At 55.5% G+C, this 24,725-nt stretch carries 21 protein-coding genes; 8 read left to right on the top strand and 13 right to left on the bottom strand.

Translation table 11 applies throughout. The annotated features are described in order from the left end of the window. Nucleotides 1-55: 55 nt before the first annotated feature. The 4 genes from phnD to DSD30_RS20085 all read left to right on the top strand — a co-directional run bounded on the left by phnD (nt 56) and on the right by DSD30_RS20085 (nt 5,233). A complete protein-coding gene (gene phnD / locus DSD30_RS20100) occupies nt 56-1,024 on the top strand; it encodes a phosphate/phosphite/phosphonate ABC transporter substrate-binding protein (RefSeq protein ID WP_245418559.1) in 969 nt (322 codons plus the stop codon). 187 nt (nt 1,025-1,211) lie between these two features. After that, entirely contained in the window at nt 1,212-2,945 is a 1,734-nt protein-coding gene (locus tag DSD30_RS20095; protein ID WP_114011542.1) for an ABC transporter permease, read from the top strand. A 4-nt stretch (nt 2,946-2,949) separates the two neighbouring features. After that, entirely contained in the window at nt 2,950-4,080 is a 1,131-nt protein-coding gene (locus DSD30_RS20090) for an ABC transporter ATP-binding protein (RefSeq protein ID WP_114011541.1), read from the top strand. Nucleotides 4,081-4,090: 10 nt separating this feature from the next. Continuing rightward, the gene (locus DSD30_RS20085) at nt 4,091-5,233 is read left to right on the top strand and encodes an ABC transporter substrate-binding protein (RefSeq protein ID WP_114011540.1); all 1,143 of its coding nucleotides are present in this window, start codon (nt 4,091-4,093) and stop codon (nt 5,231-5,233) included. A gap of 88 nt (nt 5,234-5,321) precedes the next feature. Here DSD30_RS20085 and DSD30_RS20080 read toward each other — a convergent pair whose 3' ends face one another. Next, nucleotides 5,322-6,173 carry a GAF domain-containing protein gene (locus tag DSD30_RS20080; protein ID WP_198663079.1) on the bottom strand — a complete coding sequence of 284 codons (852 nt, stop codon included), beginning with the start codon at nt 6,171-6,173 and terminating at the stop codon, nt 5,322-5,324. 243 nt (nt 6,174-6,416) lie between these two features. Between DSD30_RS20080 and DSD30_RS20075 the strand changes: the two genes are divergently transcribed. The 4 genes from DSD30_RS20075 (at nt 6,417) to DSD30_RS20060 (ending at nt 12,067) form a co-directional block, all read left to right on the top strand. Continuing rightward, complete coding sequence (locus tag DSD30_RS20075; protein WP_114011538.1) at nt 6,417-7,208, top strand: FadR/GntR family transcriptional regulator; 792 nt, start codon at nt 6,417-6,419, stop codon at nt 7,206-7,208. 256 nt (nt 7,209-7,464) lie between these two features. Next, nucleotides 7,465-8,877 carry a hypothetical protein gene (locus DSD30_RS20070; RefSeq protein WP_114011537.1) on the top strand — a complete coding sequence of 471 codons (1,413 nt, stop codon included), beginning with the start codon at nt 7,465-7,467 and terminating at the stop codon, nt 8,875-8,877. Between the two features lie 25 nt (nt 8,878-8,902). Then, entirely contained in the window at nt 8,903-10,060 is a 1,158-nt protein-coding gene (locus DSD30_RS20065) for an MBL fold metallo-hydrolase (protein ID WP_114011536.1), read from the top strand. Between the two features lie 138 nt (nt 10,061-10,198). Further along, nucleotides 10,199-12,067 (top strand): CobW family GTP-binding protein, encoded by a 1,869-nt coding sequence (locus DSD30_RS20060; protein ID WP_157967798.1) that lies wholly within the window; start codon nt 10,199-10,201, stop codon nt 12,065-12,067. 88 nt (nt 12,068-12,155) lie between these two features. Here DSD30_RS20060 and DSD30_RS20055 read toward each other — a convergent pair whose 3' ends face one another. The 12 genes from DSD30_RS20055 to DSD30_RS20000 all read right to left on the bottom strand — a co-directional run bounded on the left by DSD30_RS20055 (nt 12,156) and on the right by DSD30_RS20000 (nt 24,709). Next, entirely contained in the window at nt 12,156-12,644 is a 489-nt protein-coding gene (locus DSD30_RS20055; RefSeq protein ID WP_198663078.1) for an Lrp/AsnC family transcriptional regulator, read from the bottom strand. 101 nt (nt 12,645-12,745) lie between these two features. Continuing rightward, nucleotides 12,746-14,125 carry an aspartate aminotransferase family protein gene (locus DSD30_RS20050; RefSeq protein ID WP_114011603.1) on the bottom strand — a complete coding sequence of 460 codons (1,380 nt, stop codon included), beginning with the start codon at nt 14,123-14,125 and terminating at the stop codon, nt 12,746-12,748. 55 nt (nt 14,126-14,180) lie between these two features. Beyond that, the gene (locus DSD30_RS20045) at nt 14,181-15,674 is read right to left on the bottom strand and encodes an NAD-dependent succinate-semialdehyde dehydrogenase (RefSeq protein WP_114011534.1); all 1,494 of its coding nucleotides are present in this window, start codon (nt 15,672-15,674) and stop codon (nt 14,181-14,183) included. Between the two features lie 144 nt (nt 15,675-15,818). Beyond that, on the bottom strand, nt 15,819-16,988 hold the full coding sequence (gene argE / locus DSD30_RS20040; RefSeq protein ID WP_157967797.1) for an acetylornithine deacetylase: 1,170 nt from the start codon (nt 16,986-16,988) through the stop codon (nt 15,819-15,821). 84 nt (nt 16,989-17,072) lie between these two features. Beyond that, on the bottom strand, nt 17,073-18,260 hold the full coding sequence (gene doeA / locus DSD30_RS20035; protein ID WP_114011532.1) for an ectoine hydrolase DoeA: 1,188 nt from the start codon (nt 18,258-18,260) through the stop codon (nt 17,073-17,075). Between the two features lie 49 nt (nt 18,261-18,309). Next, nucleotides 18,310-19,293 carry an ectoine utilization protein EutC gene (gene eutC / locus DSD30_RS20030; RefSeq protein ID WP_114011531.1) on the bottom strand — a complete coding sequence of 328 codons (984 nt, stop codon included), beginning with the start codon at nt 19,291-19,293 and terminating at the stop codon, nt 18,310-18,312. 10 nt (nt 19,294-19,303) lie between these two features. Continuing rightward, nucleotides 19,304-20,311 carry a hydroxyectoine utilization dehydratase EutB gene (eutB, locus tag DSD30_RS20025; protein ID WP_114011530.1) on the bottom strand — a complete coding sequence of 336 codons (1,008 nt, stop codon included), beginning with the start codon at nt 20,309-20,311 and terminating at the stop codon, nt 19,304-19,306. Nucleotides 20,312-20,336: 25 nt separating this feature from the next. Beyond that, nucleotides 20,337-21,107: an aspartate racemase/maleate isomerase family protein gene (locus tag DSD30_RS20020; protein ID WP_114011529.1), complete on the bottom strand. Its 771-nt coding sequence runs from the start codon at nt 21,105-21,107 to the stop codon at nt 20,337-20,339. A gap of 45 nt (nt 21,108-21,152) precedes the next feature. Next, entirely contained in the window at nt 21,153-21,599 is a 447-nt protein-coding gene (locus DSD30_RS20015; RefSeq protein ID WP_114011528.1) for a universal stress protein, read from the bottom strand. Between the two features lie 17 nt (nt 21,600-21,616). After that, on the bottom strand, nt 21,617-22,900 hold the full coding sequence (locus DSD30_RS20010; RefSeq protein ID WP_114011527.1) for a TRAP transporter large permease: 1,284 nt from the start codon (nt 22,898-22,900) through the stop codon (nt 21,617-21,619). A 9-nt stretch (nt 22,901-22,909) separates the two neighbouring features. Beyond that, the gene (locus tag DSD30_RS20005) at nt 22,910-23,479 is read right to left on the bottom strand and encodes a TRAP transporter small permease (RefSeq protein ID WP_114011526.1); all 570 of its coding nucleotides are present in this window, start codon (nt 23,477-23,479) and stop codon (nt 22,910-22,912) included. A 195-nt stretch (nt 23,480-23,674) separates the two neighbouring features. Next, complete coding sequence (locus DSD30_RS20000) at nt 23,675-24,709, bottom strand: TRAP transporter substrate-binding protein (RefSeq protein WP_114011525.1); 1,035 nt, start codon at nt 24,707-24,709, stop codon at nt 23,675-23,677. Nucleotides 24,710-24,725 lie beyond the last annotated feature (16 nt).

Genomic DNA, 24,725 nt, shown 5'->3' with positions numbered 1-24,725 from the left:
TTCCATAAGGCCATGCAATTGGCAATCTTGGAGGAGATTGGGGAGGAGATTGGGAGTGGAAGTCCTGCGCAAAATCTGGTGCGGTCTGGTTTTGGTTGCCTGTGCGATGCTTGGCGGGGTGGGTCCCGTGGCAGCGCAAGAGCCGTGCACCATCAAGGCAGATTTAGCGCCAAATTTCACAGATGCCAACTGTGACCTATTGGCCGACATGCCAACAGACCCCAATGCCCTCAAGGACCCCAAAACCCTTGTATGGGCCTACACCCCGATTGAAGATGCGGCCATCTATGCCGACTTGTTCAAACCCTTTACCCGTCATCTTGCCAAATGCGTCGGTCGCCAAATCGTCTATTATCCAGTGCAATCGGAAATCGCTCAGGTGCGCGCCTTTGCCAATGGTCGATTGCACTTTGCGGGCTTTGCCACCGGGGCAACGGTGGCGGCTGTGAACATGGCGGGGGCCCATCCCTTTGCCGCCAAGGGCACGGCCGAGGGCATGCGCGGCTATCACCTGATTGCCATCGTCAGGGCCGACAGCCCGTTCCATTCCCTCAAGGATCTGGCCGGCATGCGCATTGCCCACACAACGAAGCGCTCGAACTCCGGCAATCATGCGGCCAAATTCTATTTCGCTCAGCATGGTCTGGAGCCGGGCAAGGATTACCACCCGATCATGTCAGGCGGGCATGCACAATCAATCCTTGGCGTTCTTGGTGGGGATTATGAAATGGCGGCCGTTGCCTCCGATGTCTTTGTTCGGATGGCAGAACGGGGACGCATCAACAAAGATGATTTTCGCATTCTCTACAAAAGTCCCCTCTTCCCGACCTCCTCGTTTGCTCTGGCCCATGATTTGAAACCCGGTCTGGCCGAAAAGCTGAAGAGCTGCTTTTTCAACTTCACCTTCCCGCAGCAAATGTCGAAAGCATTTCAGGGGGATAACAGGTTCATACCGGTTCACTACCAGACAGATTGGGAAGCCGTTCGAACCATTGTCTCGATGACCAGGCTCAAACCGGACTAGCCCCTCTTTTCGTCCCGCACAGCCGAATTCAACAGCGCCTTACCAGCGCTGAACGCTACCGCTCACTCTTTTTGAGGAAAATACCGTGTCAGCAATCAACGCGACTACTGCAAAACCCGGGAGGTTTGCGAGAAAAGCCAAGCGCCTTTGGTACCATTCACGCAATTGGGCAGGCGACCCGACGGCAATGCTCGGACTGCTTCTTGCCATCATCGCCGCCTATTTCATTCTGGCGCCTGTTCTGCTCATGCTGTGGGATGCTGTCACCGTTGACTTCGCCGATCAGATACGAACCGGTCTGCCCGAAGGCGCGTTGACAACCTACTATATCGAGCGGGCGCTTTTCTCTCGAATTGCTCAATATATCTTCTGGATTCCCCTCGGCAACACGGCCCTGATTTCGCTGATCGTGATTTGTGCCACCCTGCTGGTTGGTGGCTTGCTGGGCTGGCTGGTCAGCCGCACAGATCTGTTGGGGCGGCGCTGGTTTTCGACCGCACTGATCGTGCCCTATATGGTGCCGTCCTGGACCTTCGCCCTTGCATGGATGACGATCTTCAAGAACCGGACCATGGGGGGCCTGCCGGGCTGGTTTGAAAGCCTGGGCTTCACACCGCCCAACTGGCTGGCCTATGGCTTCCTTCCCATTGCGGTCATTCTGTCGCTTCACTATGTCCCCTTTGTCATCCTTCTGGTGGGCAATGCGCTGCGCCAGTTCGATAGCCAGATGGAAGAATCGGCCCGCACCCTCGGTGCCAGCCCGCTGGTTGTGGCCCGGAAGATCATTTTCCCCTTGTTGCGACCCTCGATCATATCGGCCTCCACTCTGGTCTTTGCCAAATGTCTAGGGGATGTGGGTGTCACCTACATTATCGGCGCACCGGTCAAACTCGATTTGCTGGCAACCTCTCTGCTGCGCACCATATCGACCGGCCAAAGCGGCATGTCGGCCATCATTGCTGGCGCAATCGTCATTCTGGGGGCTACTTCGGTGTTGATCGACATGAAGCTGCTCAAGGCTGCCCAGCGCTTCGTCACGATTGGCTCGAAGGGGTCCCTGCATCGCACCACCGAACTGGGCAAATGGAAATGGCCCGCTTTCGGCTTTGCAAGCAGCTTTGTCTTCATCGGCGCAGTCGTTCCGATGGTGGCTTTGTTCCTGACAACGATCATGCGCATGCCGGGTGTCTTCACGCGGGAGAATTTCACGCTCGATTTCTGGATTGGCAAGGATCTGCTGACCACGGCCTTGCCGCAGGGAATCCTTATCACGCCTGACTTCTGGATGGCGGCCTGGAACACCGTATGGATGGTTGGCCTTGCATCGATTGGGGCGGGCCTGCTCGGGTTGCTGGTGGGCTACATCGTGGCGCGCTCGCCCCTTCGCATTCTGGGTGCCTTTCTCAAGCAGGTGACCTTCCTGCCTTATCTTGTGCCCGGCATCGCCTTTGCAGCGGCCTATCTCTCCATGTTCGCAGTCCCGCGTGGTCCGATCCCGTCCTTCTATGGCACCGGATACATTCTCGTGGTTGCCCTTTTGGCCAGCCAGATGCCTTTTGCCTCACGGGCCGGCATCGCGGCGATGATGCAGATGGGCAAGGACCCGGAAGAAGCCGCTCGCATCACCGGGGCAGGCTGGTGGCGCCGTGCGATCTCCATCGTCTTGCCGATCCATCGCGGGGCTCTGGTTTCCGGCATTCTGTTGCCCTTCATCTCGGGCATCAAAGGGCTCAGTCTGGTGATCCTGCTGGCCGTTCCCGGCACAGACCTTCTCACAACCTACGCCGTGCGCCTTGTCGATTTCGGCTACACCCAAGCAGCCAATGCCGTCTCGATCATGATCTGCATCGTTGCCTTTGTCGGCACATGGATCGGCCAGAAGGTCGGCAAGAGCAATTTAGCCAGTGGCATTGGAGGATAATCACATGACCAACATCAACATTCAACATGCCAACAAGGCCTACAGCAAGGGCGGCCCCTTGGCCGTGGCAGACTTGAACCTGGACATTCCCGAGTCCGAATTTCTCTGTCTTCTTGGTCCTTCGGGTTGCGGCAAATCGACGACTTTGCGGATGATCGCCGGTCTTGAAAATCTGACATCAGGTCAGATCCAGATTGGCAATCGGGTGGTTGATGCGACCGAGGATGGCATATTTGTCCCAGCTGAAAAGCGCAATCTGGGCATGGTCTTCCAGAATTATGCCCTCTGGCCACACATGTCGATCAAGGAAAATATCGAGTTCGGCCTGAAGATCAAGAAGGTCGCAGCTGCAGAACGCGAGACAATCATCGAGAAGGTTCTGAAAACACTCGGCATCTACCAGTTCAAAGACCGATACCCTTCGGAAGTTTCGGGCGGCCAGCAGCAGCGCGTCGCCCTTGCCAGAATGATTGCTGTCAGTCCGGACGTGATCCTTCTGGACGAACCGCTTTCAAATCTTGATGCCAAGCTGCGCCTTGATATGCGCGCCGAGCTAAAACGGATCCATACCGAACTGGGGTCGACCTTCATCTTCGTTACCCATGATCAGTGGGAAGCCATGACACTGGCAACCACCATTGCGGTGATGAATGAGGGTCGATTGCAGCAGGTGGGGCCACCTGAGGACATTTATGACCGTCCCGCCAACCGGTTCGTCGCCGAATTTGTCGGCACCCTGCCGATCAACATTCTCGAAACATCGGATCTCGCCAAAAACCCCTTGCTCAATGACTGGGTCAAGGCGATCTGGGCGGATGCGCCGCTCGATCCTGCCAAGGTTGGATCGGTTGGCATTCGGCCTGAAACCATTGAGCTTTTCGCCCAAGGCGTGGCGGTGCCTGAGGAGCTTGCCAGCTGTTCGGCCACAATTCTCGATCTGGTTCCCACCGGGGGCAACTGGATTGTCGAGTTAAACATCGATGGCACGCGCCTGTTCGCCTTGAAGCGCCAGGTGGACGCGTTGTCGATCGGTGCGTCCGTTCACATGGCGATCGGCCTGCGCGATCTGCACATTTTCGATACAGGCGGTGATCGGATCACCGCGTCTGACCCCATCCACAAATGTCAAAACTAGGAGGAATGACATGACTGTTCTAATGAGAAAAACACGCAAAACGGGATTGGCTCTTGCGCTGATGTGCGGGACCATGGCCAGTTTGCCAACCATGGCAGCGGAACTGGGTATTTCCGACGAGAATTTCTCGCTGGAGGCGTTGATTGAGGCCGCTCGCAAGGAACCGCCCATCGTGGTTGTCGATGCAACCGGCAAAATCAAGACAATGGCAAAGAATTTCTCCGAGCTATATGGCCTTGAAGCCACCGGCGTGAAGCTCGGCGGTCAGGAGCAGGAGCTGATCCTGCAACGTGAGTTTGCTGCAAAGAATGTCACACATGATGTGTTCAACATGAGCAATCTTCCCTCTGTCACCTCTCAGCTGTTGGTCAACGGAGCCGGTGTGAGCTGGATGCCACCCGATCAACTTGAAACCACACCAAAAATCTATCAGAAGCCAGCCATCACCAGCCTCAATCCTTGGGTTTGGGCCTACAATACCGAGACATATGGCGACAGCTGCCCGATCAAGAATATCTGGCAATTGACCGATCCAGAATGGAAGGGGCGCGTCAGCATCCCCGATCCGCTGCTTCGCAACGAGACCATGTTCTGGTTCAACCAGATCGAGACCAATCAGGATGACTTGATGGCCGAAGCCTATCGGGCTCACTTCAACGAGGACCTGCCGAAGGATGCAGAAAGCGCAACCAGTGAATGGGTCAAACGCTTTGCCGCCAATCAGCCGAACGTCACCCGCAAGGACAGCGAAGTGGGGCCGGTTGTCGGTTCACCCGGCCTCAAAGACCCGCATTTCGGTTTCCTCAGTGCCGCAATTTTCCGCAAGAAGTATGGCTACCAGATGGCCATTTGTGATGGCATGAAACCATGGGCCGGTCAGTTGACACCGCGTGTGGCAGTCATTGCCAGTGGCACGGACAGTCCAAATGCGGCCAAGCTGTTTGTGCATTACATGATGCGCGGGGAAGGCATGGGACCGCAGTTGATTGATGGCAAGATGGCCACCAATATCAACACGGACATGCCAGCAGAAGAAGGCTCAGGTGTCGCGAAGGTTGTTGACCAGCTGCATGTGACCAATTCGGAGACAACGGACAAGGACTTTGCCAAGCTGCAATATTGGCAGGACCTCTGGACGATCCATTCTCGCTAACAGCGTGACGGACCCGGCCTGACAACCGCTCCGGTCCCCTGAGGCTAACCGTCTCAGGGGATAACAGGATGACACAGCTCCGTTGCCTTTATCGTTCGCTGAAAAGGTTCTGCGTTGAAAAAACCACATTGGCGATCTGAACAAAGAAATCCTTCTGTTCCTCGGAGAATTGGTTGGCATTGGACGAGCAGAAAATGAGCACCCCTCGGATGGTGCCCCCCGCAAATGTCGGAACGGCAAAATAAGAGCGGATGCCTTGGGGAACGAACAGCGCCCAGTCGATCGGCTTCAGGCTTTCCATCGTATCTTCAACGATCATGTGGTCAAGATTGAGCGAGACGATCATCTCGGCAATCGTGCCCTCATAGGGATAGGCTCCGCCTTCCTTCAGGTCCGCAAAGGCAGCTCCCGCACCATAGACCACCACCTTGTCCTCGGCCTGCTGCACATCGGAGAAAAGCAGCGAGTCGAAGGCATTGGAATTGTCCCAACTGCAAATCCCCTGCAACCGGTCGATTAGGCCGTTGCCAGAGGCAAGACGGTTCTGCAGCGCCTCCAGATGTCTGGAAGACAGTTGCTGATCTGAAACCGGATGCTGTGCAGGCCCTGCATCCTCCCCCAACAGCGCTCCCGCGCGCCCCGGTCCGATCAGTTTCATATCGATGCAAAGAAGTGAGCCGTAGATCTCATCGAACACGCCTTGCTGGGGATTACCGACCAGCAGGCACCAATGGGTCGAATTGTCGCTGTTTCCGATCTGGAAGACCACTCTTGCTGTCAAACCGCGGCGCAGGGAAGACAAGGCTTTTGCCAACCCCTCAAGATCACTCTTCCTTACAATCGCTTCGCGGTAAGCGGGATCTTTCATCAACTTGGCGACATCGTGGGGAAAATCAGCCCAGCCAGCATGCATTGTGACATGCAGGGACTGCTTTAACAAATTGATCTTCCATAACAAAATCGAAGATCCTGCCAAATGCTTGTCCAATTTGGAAGTGATGCCCATTGTCTTCTCCGATGCGCTCACATTGATCGGGTCGGATGGCAGTCATCCATACCGAAACCACCGTTGATTGTAGCACCATTCCAACAGTCTGAAAGGGAAAAATCTCATCGGCGAAGCAGTGTCATGTAATTGGTTCTACCAATAAAAACGTTTATTTTCTCCCCAAAAAGAGAGATTATGGGAACAACTTTAAGGGAGGAGGCGAAATTGGTTCTACCAATTTCAAATGCAGCATTGTCGCAACCGAGCCGGCAGGACAATCTACATGAAAGCTTGATGGCTATGATTTCCGATGGCCGCTGGCATGTTGGTCAGCGACTGCCTGCGGAGCGTCTTTTGTGCGAAGAATTTTCTGTCAGCCGCAACACCCTGCGCTCGGTCCTCAAACAATTGGAAGCCAAAGGAGTGGTCACGATTCGCCGGGGCAGCGGCTGCTATCTTGCCGAGACCGACAAGGAAGACACACCTGCAGAAACACCGGAGAATGAAGCTGCACCTGTCTTGATGGAGAAGCTTGAGGCTGCCTATCTTTTCCTGCCGTCGGTATTCGCCAATGCCGCGCGGGTGATCAGTGCACACGACATTGCCCGCCTTGAAGAAGTGACAGGCCTGATCGGACGGGCCATTCTGGACAAGAACTGGCCGGGTTTGCGCGAGAAGTCCCAGCAATTCTTCTCCATCATAGCCGGCTCGCTCGATAATCGCATTGTGCATGATGTCACCTGCGAGATCTGTGCTTCTTCCTCTTTCCTGTTTCCCAAATTCAGCGCTTTTGCCGAAGAGGATCGCAAAAAGATGTTTGCGGACTTTGTGCTGGTGCTCAAGGCAATCAAAGCAAGGGATCCTGATCTGTCCCGCCAGACCATCAAGGTCAAGATTTCCAATGTGGCATACGCATTGGCAAAATTGCGCGGCATACCAACGTCCCCTGTAATTGCGGCCGACCAACAGGCCAATCCGCCGCCTTAAGCTGGCGACCATCTGAAGCCTTAAAAATCTTGAGACAAGTTGAAGCCGGGACGATCCATCCTTGGCAACGGCTCCGCTTTGTCTCAAGTGGGCCGCCCCTTCCCCCTCATGGCCCCAACGAGGGAAACACAGTTGCTGGCAGCAGCGCTTGGTAACCATGCCCCAACACTGCCACCAACAACGACAGGACTACGTTTTCATCTAGCGCCCGCCACCACGGGCCAACTTCCTGGGAACGTTCTAGGAGACAACACTTATGGAACGATTTGGTGTCGGTTACCTCGAGGAGCGCAAACTGACCAAGCGCATGTCAGGTCCAGTACCGGGCCTTGTCAGCCTTTTGCTGGTTTCAGTTCTCTTTTATGCAACCTGGTGGATCTTTCAGGACCCACGAGGCCTGATGCGGATGTATACCCCTTATGTGGGCTACATGTATTGCCGCTGGTGGCTCATCATGATGATCTGGATGGTATATATCTTTGATTTCTGGCCATTCAGACGCAGCTGGCTTGAGCAAACCCATCCTGTTATCAAGGGTGTGGTCCTCACAGCGGTATCTGTGCTGATCCTTATCACCCTGATCAAGGGCTTCTTTGAAGGATTGCTGGGCAATTACGGACTTGCCTATTTCAACCCCGAACAACTTGAAAAACTCGAAGGCATTACCTCCTTCTTTGCGATCGAATATGCGTCTCTGGCCATTCTGATGTTCGCAGCCATCGCTTCATGGCTTTCGCCTGCCTGGGTCGTGGCCTTTGAAAATGCCCCTTGGGACAAGCTCACCCAGCCAGTGCGCGGGATCACCATTCTGCTGGTGACCTTCTTCCTGTCCACCATCGTGTATTTCGTCACGATGCACAGCCATATGGGTATCCTGTATCAGCCATGGCAGAGCTTCACCTCCATCGCCCCTCCTTATTGGGAAAACTTCGCTGATACCGTCTCAGGCAACTTCCATATTGCCTGGATCATGTGCTGTACGGTGGTCGTCTGGCTGGTGGAAACCATCTGGCAGCGCTATCCGTTCAATCTGATCAAGAATAACTGGGCCCGTCGCATGGCCTTGTTCTTCGGGATTATCGCCATCGCGCTTTGCATCAACTTCTTCCTGTATTTCGCGCAGGAACTGACCTGGGGCGAAGCCGTGCGCGGTACCCGTCGGGAAATGGCTCCGGACTGGCGCTGGTTGCATGTGGGTGAAATGGCCATTTTCTGGCTTGTTCCCGCTCTTGTGCTGGCCTTCTATTTCGACAATTGGCCAAACAAATATTCCATGCCAACCAATGTGGCCATTCGCACACTCATCTCCTTTGTGGGCGCTGTTGCCCTTTACATCGTCTACTACAAGACCTCTCACCTGTTCCTGGGTACCCAGAAGGGCTTCTCCCATCCGCAGCAGTTCCCGATGATTCCGATGATCTGGCTGGTCAATATCATGCTGGTCCATCACTGGTTCATGGATAATTGGCCGATGTGGAAGATGGTTCCCAAAACCGATGATGAAATCGCCAAAGGGCATGCGGAAGCAGCCGCACGCATCGCGGCCGAAGCACCGGCACGCGGTTATGGCTGGGGCATTGGCGCCGGTGTCGTGGCAGGTGTTGCCGTCTACTTCATCGTGGTTGCGATCCTGCCTGCATTCTACGCAGTCGTCTCGAGCTTCTATTAATTGACCAACGACTTGGAGATATACAATGACAACGTCATTTGATCGTCGGACCTTCCTGAAAGGGACCACCACAGGCGTCGGTCTCGGCCTGTTCGGAGCAATGGGACTTTATTCCTATTCCTCCTTACGCGAATCCTTCCTGCCGCAGGTGAAACGTAAAATGAACGACATCGGCGTGCTGAAAAGCGTCAATGTCACCAACATCTCGGAAACCTCCTGGTTCGAAAATGCCATTCTGATGGGCGACATCAAGAAAGCAGGCGGGCTTCTGGTGAACCAGTATGACTATAACTGGCCACCTTTCGGCAACGGCAAGGGGCTGGGCAAAGGCTCCTATGCCGAGGGCATCGCCAAGATCAAGCCCTATTTGCCCCATGATCTGGAGAAAGCCTGGGAGGTCATCAGCGCCAACACGGTCAGCACTGACAATGCTGGTGGCTATGCCGCCCTGCTGGATATCGAGGAAATGGATGGCACCAAACGCAAGTTCCTGCTCGACAGTGGCTGGTCATACAAATGGATGGACGAAAGCTTCAAACGCGAAGGCATCGACAAGATGCTCGAGAACAAGGAAATCGAAGCCCTTATCATTTCCCACGAGCATTTTGACCACTTCTGGGGCTTGCCAGTCACACTGAAATACGATCCGGAAATCACCATCTACATTCCGGAAGGTTTCTACGAAGAAGGCAAGCAATATATCAAGGATTCCGGCCACAAGGGCAAAGTGATCGAGGTCAAGAATGGCTTGAACAAGATCATTCCCGGTCTTGCAACCTATGTCTTCCCGATCCCGATCATCTGCCGCGTTTTTGGTGAGCAGTCCATCTACTGCAACGTCAAGGACAAGGGGCTGGTTTCCGTGACTGGCTGCTGCCATCAGGGCATCATCCAGTTTGCCGAAACGGCCTATACGGAACTGGCCTATGAGAAGGATAACTTCTACGGCATTTATGGTGGGCTCCATATCTCGCCATTCGATGACTGGGATCCGAAATATGACGATCTGGTCATCTCGCTGAAGAATTATGACTTCGACGTGATCGGCTGCAATCACTGCACTGGTCTGGTCTGTGCCAACAAGTTCATTCAGGCAGGCTATCCGGTGGTGCGTGGCACAGCCAAGCATCGCTCCAAGGATACCGCCTATCTGGGCAATGGCGACCAGATCAAGTTTGGTTAGCCACCTTCACCCGGGGTCGGCAAGTTCATTGGTGGTTCTTCGAAATTGCCGACCCAACCCCTGCAGGTCCATCAAACATCCACCCGTTTGGGGGCCTGCACCTCCAGTCTGTCTTTCCATCCGTCAGAGACCAGCACCATGATTGAACTGAGCAAGCTGTTACCCCCACACTGTCAGACAGAGCCGAGCTTTGCCGCCAGTCACCTGCCACGCGCCACAATGATGCGGGTGAATTTCATTCCTGGTGTCCGCCAGCGTCTTGGCTGGCGCGGGATGAGGGCTTGCCCTCAGGCCCCCATGAGCCAAACGGCGAAAATAGACGGCATGACAGGTATCTATGGCATCAAGCCGGAAGGCTGCATTGATGCGAACGACACTGGTATCGCGACATTCTCGATCTTCTATTTTCCCGATCCCGAAGAAGAGATCCTCAATCAAATTTCCCTCTCCGCCGGCATAGTGGTCTATGGGGACCAATATAGCGAAATGATGCGCGATTTTCCGCAATATCCGGACATGGCCTCGTTGTTCCATATTGCTGACATGGAGCTGCGCTTCACCCCGGACAAGCAGCTGACCCTGTCGCTCGTTGCGCCAGAGCGGGACCGGGTGCTGGCGATGGATGGCATCTATGCCGATACCGATGCGGGACGTCAGATGCTGGTCGAGCCTCAAGGGGCGGAACAGGACCTGCCCTGCTGGTCCCTCGCCTATCCTTTCTTTGAGACGGTCGCGACCTCCTTTTCCTATGTCTTTGAAGCCGCACCAGCGGCCTTGAGGCTGCAATGCGCGCGCCATCCAACGCGCCTCAACCACGCAGATGGAAAGCAGCTCTTTGTTGAGGAAGACGACAATCCGTTGAAGGCCCTGCGGCTCACCTGGATGCTCGAGGATGGCTTGGCGCCCATTGCAGAGGCCGACATCGACGCGCGTCAATGGAAAGACGCTGATCCCGGTACGGACTTTGACGCGGCAAAATGGAACAATCCGCTTGTGCCGGGCGCCCGTCACTCGATGGACAAGAGCACCATGGGCATTGAAGAATTGCCCAAGCTGATCATTCTGACCGGTTTTCTGGGGTCTGGGAAAACCTCTTTCCTGTCCCATTTCATCGACTATCAAGCCTCGCGCAATCTGTTTGTCGCGGTCATTCAGAACGAAATTGGCGAAAGGGGGCTCGATGCCCGCCTGCTTGGACAGCATTATGCGGTCAAGGAGATTGACGAAGGCTGCATCTGTTGCACGTTGATCGACAATCTTACCGTCGCGATCGACCAGATCTGCAGCCAGTATCAGCCTGACTTCCTGATCGTCGAGACAACCGGTCTGGCAAACCCCGCCAACCTGCTTTCCGAACTGTCCGAGCTGCAGGACAGGCTCGAATTCTGTTCGGTTACCTGCATGCTGGATGCGCTGAATGGCGGGGCCGCTCTGCCGAACTATGCCATTCTGCAGGATCAGATCCGGGTCGCGGATACGGTGCTGATCAACAAAGTCGATCTGGTGGAGAGTGGCCAGATTGATCATCTCAAGCACGAAGTCAGAGCGCTCAATCCCTACTGCTCCCTGCATGAAACGAGAGAAGGAGACATTTCGCCCCGCGAACTCTATGGCGTCAATTTCGAGGGTCAGCACCGGGAGGCCAACATGGAGATCGAGCCTTGTGGCTGCAGTCATGATGGCCATGGCGAGAAATGTGTCACGCATCACCATTATGGCATTCGCAGCCAATTGTGGCGCCCGACCGGCCGCATCAGTAAAGAACAGCTGAGGGATTTCCTTCTGGGCCTGCCGCCGACCATTTTCCGGGTCAAGGGTCTGTTGCGCCTTGATGATGCTGACAGCCTGACGGTCTGCCAGCATGTGCCCAGTTCCGTTCAACTGGTGCCTTATCGCGGTCAGGATGACCCGGCAGAATTTCTGGTGTTCATTGGTGAAGGTCCCGAAGAGGCGATTGCGCAACTGAACGCCATCCTGCCGCATCTTGACCAGAAGCAATCAGCGTAATTGCGGCACCTTGGCAGCGGTCATGACCTTGCAAGCCAACTGCATCATTGAGGTGCGGTTGGCTTGAGCCACATGTGTTGCTGCATCCCTAGAACAACTTGTCCAGTGGCAGTGCGGCGGTGCTTTTGACCGGCTTGGTGACGACATAGGTGAAGTAGCGCCGCAATCCGATGTTGGCCTCCAACATGTGATCAATCAGCCGCTGATAGTGATCGACATCCTTGGTGACGATTTTGAGAATATAGTCGAGGCCGCCGCCAACAGCCCAGCATTCAAGAATTTCAGGATAGGATTGCACGGCCAACTCGAAGCGGTCGAAATCTTCCGCCCGATGGCTGTCCAGCTCCACCTCGACCAGAATGATGGAAAGCGCTCCGAATGCCTTCAGCGACAGGCGCGCTTCATAGCTTTCGATGATGCCGGCCTGTTCCAGACGCTTGAGCCGCTCCCAACAGGGGGTCGGGGACAGGTTGACCCGTTGGGCCAATGCCGCCTTGGTGATCCGCCCTTCGGTTTGCAGGATGGCGAGAATGGCGATATCACGATCATCTAGTTTCAATCCCAGCACGGGCATCATCCTGCTCTCCACAAACTGATTTGTCTCTCATGCCTAGCATGACAGGGCGGAAATAAAATGGCGGGCCGATGGGACCCGCCATAAACCGTTGCTTGCTCGGACTAGAGCTTGGCAGCAACACTTTCAATGGCATCCTTGGCTGCCGCGACAATGGTGTCGGATTCCTCGCGAGTAAGGCAAAGCGGCGGCGCGAAGCCGAGGATATCGCCCTGAGGCATGGCACGGCCAATGACCTTGGAACGCTCAAGCAGAGCACCGGCCACCTGATAGCCAACCTTGTCAGCCGGATCGAAGAAGGTGCGGCTGTCCTTGTCCTTGACGAACTCGACGGCGGCCATGATGCCTTCGCCACGAATGTCGCCAACGATGGAAATGTCGCTGAGCGCGTCTTTCAGGCTCTGATTGAAATAGGCGCCGGTTTCCTTGGCATTGGAGACGATGTTCAACTCGTCAATCAGCTTGAGGTTGGCAACGCCAGCCGCCGCGCTGATGGGATGGGCGGAATAGGTCCAACCATGACCGATGGCGCCGAGCTTGTCGGTGCCAGCTTCGAGCACTTTCCAGACCTTGTCGGAAACGATAGAGCCGGACAGTGGCGCATAGGCAGAGGTCAAGCCCTTGGCGATGGTGATGATATCTGGCTTGATGCCGTAATGCTCTGAGCCGAACATCGACCCAAGGCGACCAAAGCCGGTCACCACTTCGTCGGCAATGAGCAGGATGTCATATTTGTTGAGGACAGCCTGAATGGCTTCCCAATAGCCAGCCGGTGGAGGCACGATGCCGCCGGTGCCCAGCACAGGCTCACCGATGAAAGCGGCGACGGTATCCGGGCCTTCTTTCTGGATCAAGGCATCGAGATTGTCGGCACACTGCTTGACGAAGTCCGCTTCAGACAGGGAAAGATCGTCGCGGCGGAAATAATATGGCGCATCGGTATGCACGACTTGGTCTAGCGGCAGGTCGAACTTGTTGTGGAACAGCTCAAGACCGGTGAGAGAGCCGGTCATCAGGCCAGACCCGTGATAACCGCGCCAGCGGGAAATGATCTTTTTCTTTTTCGGACGATCGAGCACGTTGTTATAGTACCAGACGAGCTTGATGTTGGTCTCGTTGGCATCCGATCCGGACAGGCCGAAATAGACCTTGGACATGTGATCGGGCGCACGATCAAGGATCATCTTGGCGAGCGTGATAGAGGCTTCGGTGCCATGGCCGACATAGGCGTGATAATAGGCCAGTTCCTTGGCCTGTTCTGCAATGGCGTCGGCGACCTCGGTACGGCCGTACCCGATATTGACACAATAGAGGCCCGCAAAGGCATCGAGCAACTTGTTGCCTTCACGGTCTTCAATATAGACCCCTTTGCCACCGGTCACGATGCGATTGCTGAGCTCGCCTCTTGCGAACTGGCCAAGCGGCGTGGACGGGTGGAAGAAGTTTTCCCGGTCCCATTCGGCCAACTGATCATTCTGTAGCATTTCTTTCTCCTGGAATTTCGGCGCCCTTGGACGCAGGTTCGGATCGTCGCGGCTTTCAAGAGAAGTCGCGGCAGACATATTTGATTTCAGTGAATTCCTCGAGGCCCTGTCGCGCGCCTTCGCGCCCAAGACCGGATTGTTTCATGCCACCGAAGGGGATCGGCGCGCCGGTCACCTTAGTCCGGTTGACGGCCACCATGCCATATTGCAGGGCTCTGGAGGCGGCGTAGATGCGTTTGACATCGCTGGTGTGCAAATAGGCAACCAGACCATATTCGCTATCATTGGCCAGTGCGATGACATCTTCCTCGGCATCAAACGGAATCAGGCCTGCAACCGGTCCGAAGGTTTCCTGCGAACAGATCAATGCATCTCTTGGCACATCGCCCAGAACCGTCGGCTCGAAGAAAAGCGGCCCCATTGCATGGACTTGACCACCGCACAAGAGCCGCGCGCCCTTGGCCAACGCATCCTCGACATGTTCTTTTTGTTTGCTGACGGCATTGTCATTCATCAAAGGCCCGATATCGGGATCATCCAGTCCCCGCCCGATGCTCAATGCCTTTGTTGCCGCAACGAATTTGGCGGCAAATGCGTCATAGATTGAGCGCTCGATATAAAAACGGTTCGCTCCGAGGCAGTCCTGCCCCGATGTGGCAAATTTGGCCGATATGGCACACTCGACAGCCCGGTCAAGATCGGCATCGGCAAAGACGATGAAGGGCGCGTGGCCCCCAAGTTCGAGCACCAGATGCTTGATGGTCTGGGCAGATTGTCCATAGAGCAAACGACCGATTTCGGTCGACCCGGTGAAGGAAAGCGCCCTCACACGGGCATCCTTTGTCCATGGCTCGACCACTTCTGCGGCGCTGCCCGTCACGATGTTGAATATCCCGGCGGGGAAGCCTGCCTGTTCTCCCAGTTCGGCCAAAGCGGTGGCGGAATATGGGGTCTCTCTGGATGGATGCACGACACAGGTGCATCCAACCGCAAGCGCGGCTGCCGCCTTGCGTGTGATCATCGCACAAGGAAAGTTCCAAGGCGTGATCAGGGCAACCACACCAATGGGCTCGCGCCAGACCTCAACTTCTCCGTCAGGCAGATGCGAAGTGATGCCTTCGATATTCGGACGCTTGGCTTCTTCGGCATAAAACTCGACAAAGCTGGCTGCATAATCGATCTCGCCACGGGCCTCGGACAGCGGCTTGCCCTGTTCCAACGTCATCAAAAGCGCCAGATCGTCCTTGTTCTCAAGGATCAGATCGAACCATTTGCGCAAGATTGCCGCCCGTTCCTGTGGCAGCTTTGCCATCCAAGAAGACAGGGCATTGTGTGCGGCGTCCACTGCCTTGCGGCTATGGTCTGCCGTCAAGGCGGGAATGGTGCCCAACAATGTGCCATCAGCCGGATCACAGACCGGCAGTGAATTCTTCCCCGATTGCGACACCCACTCGCCATTGATGTAGGAAAATTCCTTGAAGAGGCGCAAGTTGGCCAAGTCGCCAAGGGCCTCCGACCTGTTTCTTGTATGTGCGGTTAACATCGTCATCTCTCCTCATTCGGCCCCCAGTGTGAGGGATCAGGGGCCGAATGTGCCTCCAAATTCTTAGCGATTTTCAGAGCAACTCTCGGCTTGGTGCGGGATCGGCAGACGAATCCTCTTCGGCTCCGCCCTCCGCTGCCGCAGCCCTCTTCAATCGACCTCTTCCAGATCGGCGGCGACATCACGCAAGAATGACAAACATTTTGATAGTTCAGATAGTTCGATATATTCGTCGGGTTTGTGTGCCTGATCGATTGACCCTGGCCCGAAGACCACCGAAGAGATGCCGGCCCGCTCAAAATGCCCCGCATCCGTACCGAATGACACCACTTCACTCATGTTGATTCCCGTCACCCGGCGCAGAAACTGGACGGCAGCAGAGGCTTCATCTGCCCAGAGTGGTGGCACGTCGGCTTCGATCGTGGTCACGATGGAGGCATCGGCATAGGTCTCGCGCATCGCTGGCAACAGCTCCGTGTCGCAGAAATATTGCAGCTCTGCCAGCAGCACTCGACCATCGTCAGAGGGTATGGGGCGCAGCTCCCAGTCGATCGAACAGTGGTTGGCCGTGATGTTTCTGGCGACCCCGCCCTCGATCTTGCCGACATTGAACGAGGTATAGGGTGGCTCGAACGGGGTTTGCAGATCCGGATTGATGGAGCAACGATCTGCCAGTTCGATGATTTTGTTGACGTAACGCGCCGCCACTTCAATGGCGCTCACCCCTTTGCGCGGGTCCGATGCATGGGCCGCAAACCCGGTAAAATCGGTGCGCAACTCATAGCCGGCCTTGTGCCCGTTCACCAAATGCATTCGGGTGGGTTCCCCCACGATGGCGACCGCCGGTTTGGGGCCACGTTCAATGATGTCACGGGCCAGAACAGGCGCCCCAAATCCGCCGATTTCCTCGTCATAGCAAACAGAAATCAGAATGGGCCGGGACAGCTTGACCTGCTTGAAGTGTGGCACCATGGCCAGCATGCAGGCGAGAAAACCCTTCATGTCGACCGAGCCGCGGCCAAAAAGACGCCCATCCCGCTCGATCAGTGTATAGGGGTCACTGGACCAGTCCTGCCCTTCGGTGGGGACGACATCTGTATGACCATTCAACAGAATGCCGCCTTCCACATCGGGACCGATGACAGCGAACAGGTTGGCCTTCTCGCCGGTCTCATCATAAGACAGCATGGCCTTGACCCCATCTGCGGCCAACAGCGCCTCGATATATCCGATCATATCGAGATTCGATTCTCCGGAATGGCTCTTGAAGGCCACCAAAACTGCCAGTATTTCTTTTGCTTTTTCCAGGACTTGATGCACATCTGCCTCCAGACATAAAGGAGATGAGGCCGATTGGCTGGCGGCAGGATGCACCATGCAGCCAATCGGCCCAACAGGCTTTGATCAGTCGATGACGACCAGTTCACGCGGGACATTGGCCAGACATTCAGGACCCGTCTCACCAATCGCAATGCTCTCGGTAATCTCAAGACCCCAACCATCCTGCCAGAGGCCGGTCATGAAGTGGAAGGTCATGCCCTCTTCCAGAACGCTCCTGTCTCCAGACCGCAAGCTCATGGTGTGCTCGCCCCAATCAGGTGGATAGGCAAGGCCGATCGGATAGCCGGTCCGGTTGTCCTTGACGATGCCGTATTTTTTTAGAACCGCGAAAAAGGCATTCGATATGTCTTCACAAACATTGCCCACCTTGGCCATTTCAAGCCCGGCCTCCATGCCTTCGAGCACGGCTTTTTCCGCATCAAGGAATTGTTGGGTCGGTTTGCCCATGAAGATCGTACGCGACAGCGGGCAGTGATAGCGGTGATAGCTACCGGCAATTTCGAAGAAAGTGCCTTCGCCCCGTTTGAAGGGTCTTTCGTCCCAAGTCAGATGTGGAGCAGACGCATCGGCCCCCGAAGGAAGCAACGGCACGATGGCCGCATAGTCGCCACCGATCCCGTCCACCCCGCGCAGCGAAGCATCATAGATTTCGGCAACCAGCTCATGCTTGGGCAAACCGGGGCGGGCATGATCGCGAATGCGGGCATGCATCTGTTCAACGATCCGGCCCGCAATGCGCATCATGTCCAGCTCTGGCGCGGATTTGGCGGCGCGTTGCCAGTGCACCAGCACATTGCAATCCTTGAAGGTGGCATTCGGCATATGCTTGACCAGCGACATGTAGGCCGCAGCGGTGAAATAGTAATTGTCCATTTCAAGACCGATGGCTGCCGAGCCAAACCCCTTGTCGATCAGGATGGAAGACAGAAGATCCATCGGGTGTCGCTCAGTGGACTGCACATAATGGTCCGGATAGAACAGGATATTGTCGTGATCCAGATATGAGGTCAGCTTGGCCCCATTGGCATCCTGTGTTCGGCCATACCAGATTGGTTGCCCTTCCATCGTGACAATGACGCATTGATGCACATAGAAGGACCAGCCATCATAGCCGGTAAGCCACGCCATGTTGGCAGGCTCGGTACAGATCATGACATCAACGCCTTTGGCCTCCATGGCCTTGCGCGTTTTTGCCAGCCGTCTGTTATATTCTTCCTGACTGAAAAACAGTCTTGGCTTCACATGGTCCATACTCATGCTCAGTTCCTTCTGGTCTTGTTGAATGCGTCGTTTTTTGGTTCTAGAAAACGGCTCCCATCTGCTGCTCGACCGCACGCTGATGGGCGAGTGTCGCAATGGCTGTGTCCTGCACCCCCATGCCGGTCAAATCGCACAATGTGATGTCTTTGTCGCTTTGGCGCCCCGTTCTGGATCCGGCCAAAATGTCTGAAAGCTCTGGCAGACCCTCCGGCTCGGTCACCCAGCCACCGGCAATGGCTGTGCGCAGTTCGCCCAATTTGCGTGTTTGGCTCACGCGATCAGCGACATATAGGTCCGCTTTGGTCACACAGGCGGGATCAATTTCGTTCTTGTAATCCGCATCAGATCCCATGGCCGTCACATGCTGGCCTTGCTCAAGCCAGTCTGCCATCAGGACAGGCTGTTGTGCTGGGGTCGTGGTGACCAGAATGTCAGCACCGCTGGCCGCGTCGGCCCCGTCCTTACAAGCGACAGCTTCCAGACAGAGCCGGTTAACGGTTTCGGATGCCATCGCCTGCGCTTTATCGAATGAGCGTCCCCAAATACGCACCGCGTCAATCGGCCGGACGAGGCACAAGGCTTCGAGCTGCAAACGCGCCTGAAGACCGGTGCCATAGATCGCGGCAACATGCGAATCCGGTCGAGACAGCGCCTGTGCTGCAACAGCGCCCGCACAGGCGGTCCTGATATCGGTGAGGTAGCCATTGTCCAGCAACACCGCATCAACGATGCCGGTTTTCGCGGAGAACAGCACCATCAGGCCATTGAGGCTTGGCAGACCGAGTTTGGGATTGTCAAAGAAACCCGGGCTGATCTTGACCGCAAAGCCATCAAGACCCGGTACGAAGGCGGTTTTGACATCCACTTCGCCGTTATGCTGGGGGATTTCCATCGACAAGATGGGCGGCATGACCACTTGCCCGGAAGACAGACTCTCGATCGCGGTTCGGACACAGGCGATGCTTTCCAGATCGAGGGGAACGACCTTGCGCAAATTGTCTTCATTCAAAATCAGGATCGACATTGAGCTCTCCCTAACGCGCAACGGGCTGGTTGGATATCAGTTTGTGATGCTGGGCAATATCGATGTTGCGGCCAGACAGGATCGCCACACATCGGCCCGGAGCGGCGATCTTTCCTGCCAACAAGGCTCCAATGCCGACGGCGCCTGCCCCTTCAACCACTTCTTCCTCGTGCCAATAGGCATGGTGCACGCCTCTGGCGATTTCCTCTTCATCGAGCAGGACGACCTCATCCACCAAGGCGCGGGTCATGGCGAAGGTATAGGTATTGTTCAGTCCGATCCCGCCACCAAGGGAATCGGCCAGCGTTGGCAATTCTTCCACTTCAACCGGCTTGCCTGCCGCCAGACTGGCATGCATCGCAGCGCCCCGCTGCATGGAGATGCCAACAATCCGCGTGGTCGGAGACACCGCCTTGATGGCGGCTGCGACACCGGAAATCAGCCCGCCGCCTGACAGTTGCACCAACACGGTATCGATGTCTGCCAGCTGTTCGATGATTTCGACGCCCAAGGTGCCCTGCCCGGCAATGACATCGGGATGATCGAACGGTGGGATCGTCGCCATCCCCTCCTCGGCGATCATGCGGTCCACCGCCTTTTGTGCCTCATCTTGCGAGCGACCATGAATGACCACCTCCGCTCCAAGAGCAGAAATGCCGTCACGTTTGTTCTGTGGCACCAACTCGGACATGGCGACCACACAGCGGGTGCCAGCCTGCTTGGCAGCCAGTGCCAATGCACGCCCGTGATTGCCGGTTGAGACCGCAGCAATGCCTTTGACCTTCTGGTCATCACCAAGAGAAAGGACCGCGTTGCTCGCCCCGCGAAACTTGAAGCTTCCCGTATGCTGGCGATGCTCGAACTTGAGATAGACATCGGACCCGATCCGTTTCGACAGGGATCGGGACGCCACAAGCGGCGTGTTCACGATATGGGGCGCGATGCGCCGCTTTGCCTGTAAGATGTCGGCCAGCGAAACCCGCACAGCCTCAGCAATTTCAACATTGACCGACCCCATGTCCGTGACCTCATATCTTGTGGTTTCAGTGCTGACCCAACTCGCTCAGGGTCCGGAACAAATCACAGGCGTTGCGCGTTGGCTGTGGCAGCCCCAGATGCCGCAAAATATACCAGATGGCCGCCTGATTGGAGGTAATGACCGGCTTGCCAAGGCGGGCTTCAAGGATGGGGACCACTTCTATTGCCCTGAGTGCCGTGCAGGAAATGAACAGGGCGTCGGCTTCAGGGTGATCGGCCGCCTCGGCAGCCTTGATCAGGCTCTTGTCATCAAGTGCAGCCATGATGCGATCATCCTCGATCCCCAGACAGGCATGCGAAACAACGCAAAGGCCATTCGACGCCATGTAAGGGTCGAGCAACGCACTCGTCTCGGCAAGATAGGGGGTCAGGACAGCGAGGTTTGAGACGGCGAGATGTTGACAGGCAGCAACCGCGGCAAGCGTTGGCGTCACGACGATCGACGTGGGTTTGGCTGCGCGGATATGCTCTGCAACCAGATCATCGCCAATGACAAAGGAGGCCGAGGTGCAGCCATAATAGACCACATCGAGATCGGCCTCGGGCAGAATTTGCGCTGCCCGCTCGCCAATCATCGGCGTCATCCTCTTTAGATTGTCCGGCGTTGTCGGATTGGCATAGGGGATCCGGTTGGCATAGACCCCGACAAGATCGTGCGGCATATGTCTGGCAAATTCCAGCTCGGTGGTGTGATCCGTTTCCAGCAGGATCAGTCCGATCCGCGCAGGAACGGTTCTATTGCGCAGCGACAGGGTCAAATTGAGTTGCTTCACCATGGCCGAGGGGTCTTTTCATGTCTTTGAATGTGTTGCAGAGAGCGCTCAACGAATGATCATGACAGGGCAGTGTGCAAGGCTCGTCACCTTGTGCGACACACTGCCCAGCAAGAGCGCTTCGAGATCACCCAGACCACGCCCCCCCATGACGATCAGGTCCGCCCCATTATCCGAGGCAAAGCGCATGATCGTGCGGGCGGTGGGGCCCTGTTTGACATGGGCGGTGACATTCCGCCCACCCAATTCGTAAACCCGGGCCTTGGCGTCCTGCACCACTTCACGGGCATTCTGCGAAAGCGCCTTGTCGATCACTTCCGGAGCGCTGGGGCGCACCATTGAGAGCGAGGCTTCCTGTGCGCCCTGATGTCGATAGACGCACAGAATTTTGAGGATACAGTCCAGTCCGCAGAGTTTCTGCAACTCAACAGCCTTTTCCAAGGCATTTAACGAACATGGCGAACCGTCTATTGGCACGATGATTTTTTCAAACATTCGCCTATCTCTCCCTGTCAGCGAAACGCGATATCACGCAAGAACAGGGCAATCTGCGGAAACATGATAAGCATCGCGGACACCCCGACCAGCATGAAGATGAAGGGCGGCGTGCCTTTGATTACGTCGAAATAAGGCCTTCTGAATACCGCCATTGCCGTGAATATATCGCACCCGAAGGGTGGCGTTGCCGATCCGATCGCCACCTGCAGGGTGATGATGGTCCCCACCAGCACAGGATCAAGGCCAACTGCCTTGATTACGGGGGTGAAGATCGGCACCAGAATCAAGATTACCACGATCGGATCAACGAACATGCAGCCAATGAAAAAGGCCACCGAGATCACGATCAAAACGCCAATCGGCCCCATTTCGGAAATACCGATCGCAGCGAGAATTTGTTGCGGAATCTGGGCGAAAGAAATCACCCATGAGAAAGACGCGCCCGCGGCCACCAGAATGAAAACAACTGCCGTAATCAGCCCCGTCGACTTGGCAATTTCATAAAGGTCGGCAAAGTTGAGGGACCGGAAGACGATCATTTCCAGAACGACCGCATAAAAGACGCAGACCGCAGCGGCCTCGGTCGGCGAGAAGACACCACCATAGATGCCGCCCACGATGATCACCGGAAATCCCATCGGCCAAATTGCGCCAAGCACCGCTTCAAAGCGTTCTTTCCAGCTCGCCTTGGGTTCGGTCGGCACATTGTTCACGTAGGCATAGATGATGCTGTAGATCGAAAAGAGCACCAGAATCAATAACCCCGGCCCAATGCCGGCAATGAACAACTCGGCAATCGAGGTGTTGGACACAACGCCATAGATGATCATGCCAATGGATGGGGGGATCAGAAAGGCGATATCACTGGAATTGACGATCAATGCCAGAATGAAGGAATCCTTGTAACCCGCCTTGAGCATACGGGGGCGCAGGGGTGATCCGACTGCCACCACGGTGGCCTGAGTCGAGCCAGAGACTGCGCCGAACAGGGTGCATGCGGTTGCCGTTGTCACCGCCAGTCCACCCTTGATGTGGCCGACAAATTTCATCACCATGTCGATGAGGCGTCCGGCAGATTGCCCGCGCGTCATGATGTCTGCGGCAAGGATGAACATTGGCACCGCAATCAGCGAGGCAGGACGGATGCCCGCCATGAACTGCTGAACCATGAAGTCCATTTTGTCAAAGCCGCCAAACATCGAGTAAAAGCCGATGGAGGCCCCTGCAATCAACGGAATCATCATTGGAAATCCGACGAGCAGCAGCGCAAGCATCACAAAAAACATCGTTAAAGCCATGATCCGCTCCTAAACTTCAAATTCGTCATCGGAATAGCCTTCCAGCACCTGGCTTGAAAGATAGATATCCTTCGATGTGATGTTGCGAATGGCGGTCAGAACATATTGCAGACCGGTGAGAAGTAGTCCCACGGGCACCCAGAGATAAATCCAGTGAACGGGGATTTGCAGTGCTGGCAAGACCCGTCCCGATTTGGCAACGGTCAGGATGTAGGAAAAGGAAAAATAGGCGAGCGCAATCATGATTGCCGCTGTCGAGAGCGCAATGATGATCATCAGCACCTTGCGCACAGGCCCGGTCAACTTGTCGAAAATTGCCGACATCCTGATATGTCGCCCCTGGCGCGCAGCATAGGAAATGCCTGAAAATGTGATCAGAACGATGAGAAAGCGATTGAGTTCCTCTGAGAAGAAAATGCTATTTTGAAAAACGAACCGACCAATGACATTGGCCACCGTGTTCGTCGCCATGAGGATCACGCCGAGCGCGAGCATCACCGACTCGATTCTGGCAATCGAAATGTCGATCAACCCGAGAAATCCGGGCAAAGTTGTCTCTGTTTGATTATCCATAGACATGGCAAACTCCCGACGAAGACAGAGGCCAAGAGAAAAGAACGGGAGTCAGTCCCGCTCTTCGCATGTGTAAAGCTGTAGATCACTGCACAAAGGGTGCGGGTCCTGAATGACAAGACCTCCCCTTGCGGCGGGCAGTCCGCCGGTCAGCAAGCACCCATGCACCAACCGCCGGCGGAATGAACGCCTTGAGCAGGATTACATCCCTTCAACGGCTTTCAGATCAGCTTTCATCTGATCCAGAATGGCCTTGCCACTGTCACCGGTCATTTCGATGAACTTGGCCTCAACCTTCTCTGCTGCGGACTTGAACGGCGCACGCTCTTCGTCGCTCAGCACATTCACGACAATCGAAGGTTTGGCGGCCTTGATCTTGTCAAGCGCCTCTTTTTCGAGGCCCTTCTGATAGTCGAGAATAAAGTCGAACGCGACCGTGGCGGCATTCTGGACGAGCTCTTTGTCAGCATCACTCAGGCCATCATAAAAGGCCTTGTTCGCCATCACAGCGGTCGTGAAGTTGCTGTGGCCGGCATAGGTGATGACATCGGTCACTTCATAAAGCTTGGTGGATTCAATGAAGCTGGTCGGGTTTTCCTGACCTTGAATGATGTTGGTCTGAAGACCACCATAAACTTCACCCCAAGGCAGCGGGGTCGGCGTGGCACCAAAGGCCTTGTAGGCCTCCACCAACAGCGGGTTGGTCATGACGCGGAACTTGACCTCGTTGAGATCTTCACGGCTCTTGACCGGTTCCTTGGTCGTCATGGCGACTTCGCCTTCAGGGAACATTTTCAACAGTTCCAGCCCCTGAGCAGCATAAAGCTCGGCGAAATCTTCGTTGATGGCTTTGGAGGTGCGGAAGAATTCATTCAGTTTGTCGGTGTCCGTTGGCAGCAGATAAGGCACGAAGAAAACCTGTGCCTCTGGAATCAACGCCCCGGTGAAGCCTGGAGACTGGTCAACGAACTGCAGAATGCCCGCCTGGGTCTGCTCCATCGTGTCAGCCGATTCACCCAGCGTGCCGTAGGGGAAAATCTGAACTTCGTGATCGGAGTTTTTCTCGATCTCTTCCTTGAATTTCGTGGCATAAACGCCCTGAACTTCGTTGATGGCTTCTTCAATGGCATATTTCCAGGTGTCGGCCTGTGCCACGCCTGGCAGCATGGAGACACCTGCCAGCAGTGCAGCAGCACATGTCGCAGAGCCAAGATTCTTCAAAAATCGCGTATTCATCGCTTCCCTCGTTGTC

It is taken from the genome of Cohaesibacter intestini (assembly GCF_003324485.1).
Taxonomy (GTDB): domain Bacteria; phylum Pseudomonadota; class Alphaproteobacteria; order Rhizobiales; family Cohaesibacteraceae; genus Cohaesibacter; species Cohaesibacter intestini.
Note: the sequence above shows the minus strand (reverse complement) of the source record. Positions and strands in the feature narration are given on the sequence as shown.

Excerpts from the sequence above, each read along its gene's own strand:
- DSD30_RS20090 (WP_114011541.1), top strand. The coding sequence starts at position 2,950 with ATGACCAACATCAACATTCAACATGCCAACAAGGCCTACAGCAAGGGC.
- DSD30_RS20010 (WP_114011527.1), bottom strand. The coding sequence starts at position 22,900 with ATGGCTTTAACGATGTTTTTTGTGATGCTTGCGCTGCTGCTCGTCGGA.
- DSD30_RS20015 (WP_114011528.1), bottom strand. The coding sequence starts at position 21,599 with ATGTTTGAAAAAATCATCGTGCCAATAGACGGTTCGCCATGTTCGTTA.
- doeA (WP_114011532.1), bottom strand. The coding sequence starts at position 18,260 with ATGGACCATGTGAAGCCAAGACTGTTTTTCAGTCAGGAAGAATATAAC.
- DSD30_RS20000 (WP_114011525.1), bottom strand. The coding sequence starts at position 24,709 with ATGAATACGCGATTTTTGAAGAATCTTGGCTCTGCGACATGTGCTGCT.
- DSD30_RS20075 (WP_114011538.1), top strand. The coding sequence starts at position 6,417 with ATGGGAACAACTTTAAGGGAGGAGGCGAAATTGGTTCTACCAATTTCA.
- DSD30_RS20050 (WP_114011603.1), bottom strand. The coding sequence starts at position 14,125 with ATGCTACAGAATGATCAGTTGGCCGAATGGGACCGGGAAAACTTCTTC.
- DSD30_RS20065 (WP_114011536.1), top strand. The coding sequence starts at position 8,903 with ATGACAACGTCATTTGATCGTCGGACCTTCCTGAAAGGGACCACCACA.
- DSD30_RS20055 (WP_198663078.1), bottom strand. The coding sequence starts at position 12,644 with ATGATGCCCGTGCTGGGATTGAAACTAGATGATCGTGATATCGCCATT.
- DSD30_RS20070 (WP_114011537.1), top strand. The coding sequence starts at position 7,465 with ATGGAACGATTTGGTGTCGGTTACCTCGAGGAGCGCAAACTGACCAAG.
- eutC (WP_114011531.1), bottom strand. The coding sequence starts at position 19,293 with ATGTCGATCCTGATTTTGAATGAAGACAATTTGCGCAAGGTCGTTCCC.
- DSD30_RS20085 (WP_114011540.1), top strand. The coding sequence starts at position 4,091 with ATGACTGTTCTAATGAGAAAAACACGCAAAACGGGATTGGCTCTTGCG.
- DSD30_RS20045 (WP_114011534.1), bottom strand. The coding sequence starts at position 15,674 with ATGACGATGTTAACCGCACATACAAGAAACAGGTCGGAGGCCCTTGGC.
- DSD30_RS20060 (WP_157967798.1), top strand. The coding sequence starts at position 10,199 with ATGATTGAACTGAGCAAGCTGTTACCCCCACACTGTCAGACAGAGCCG.
- DSD30_RS20020 (WP_114011529.1), bottom strand. The coding sequence starts at position 21,107 with ATGGTGAAGCAACTCAATTTGACCCTGTCGCTGCGCAATAGAACCGTT.
- eutB (WP_114011530.1), bottom strand. The coding sequence starts at position 20,311 with ATGGGGTCGGTCAATGTTGAAATTGCTGAGGCTGTGCGGGTTTCGCTG.
- DSD30_RS20005 (WP_114011526.1), bottom strand. The coding sequence starts at position 23,479 with ATGTCTATGGATAATCAAACAGAGACAACTTTGCCCGGATTTCTCGGG.
- DSD30_RS20095 (WP_114011542.1), top strand. The coding sequence starts at position 1,212 with ATGCTCGGACTGCTTCTTGCCATCATCGCCGCCTATTTCATTCTGGCG.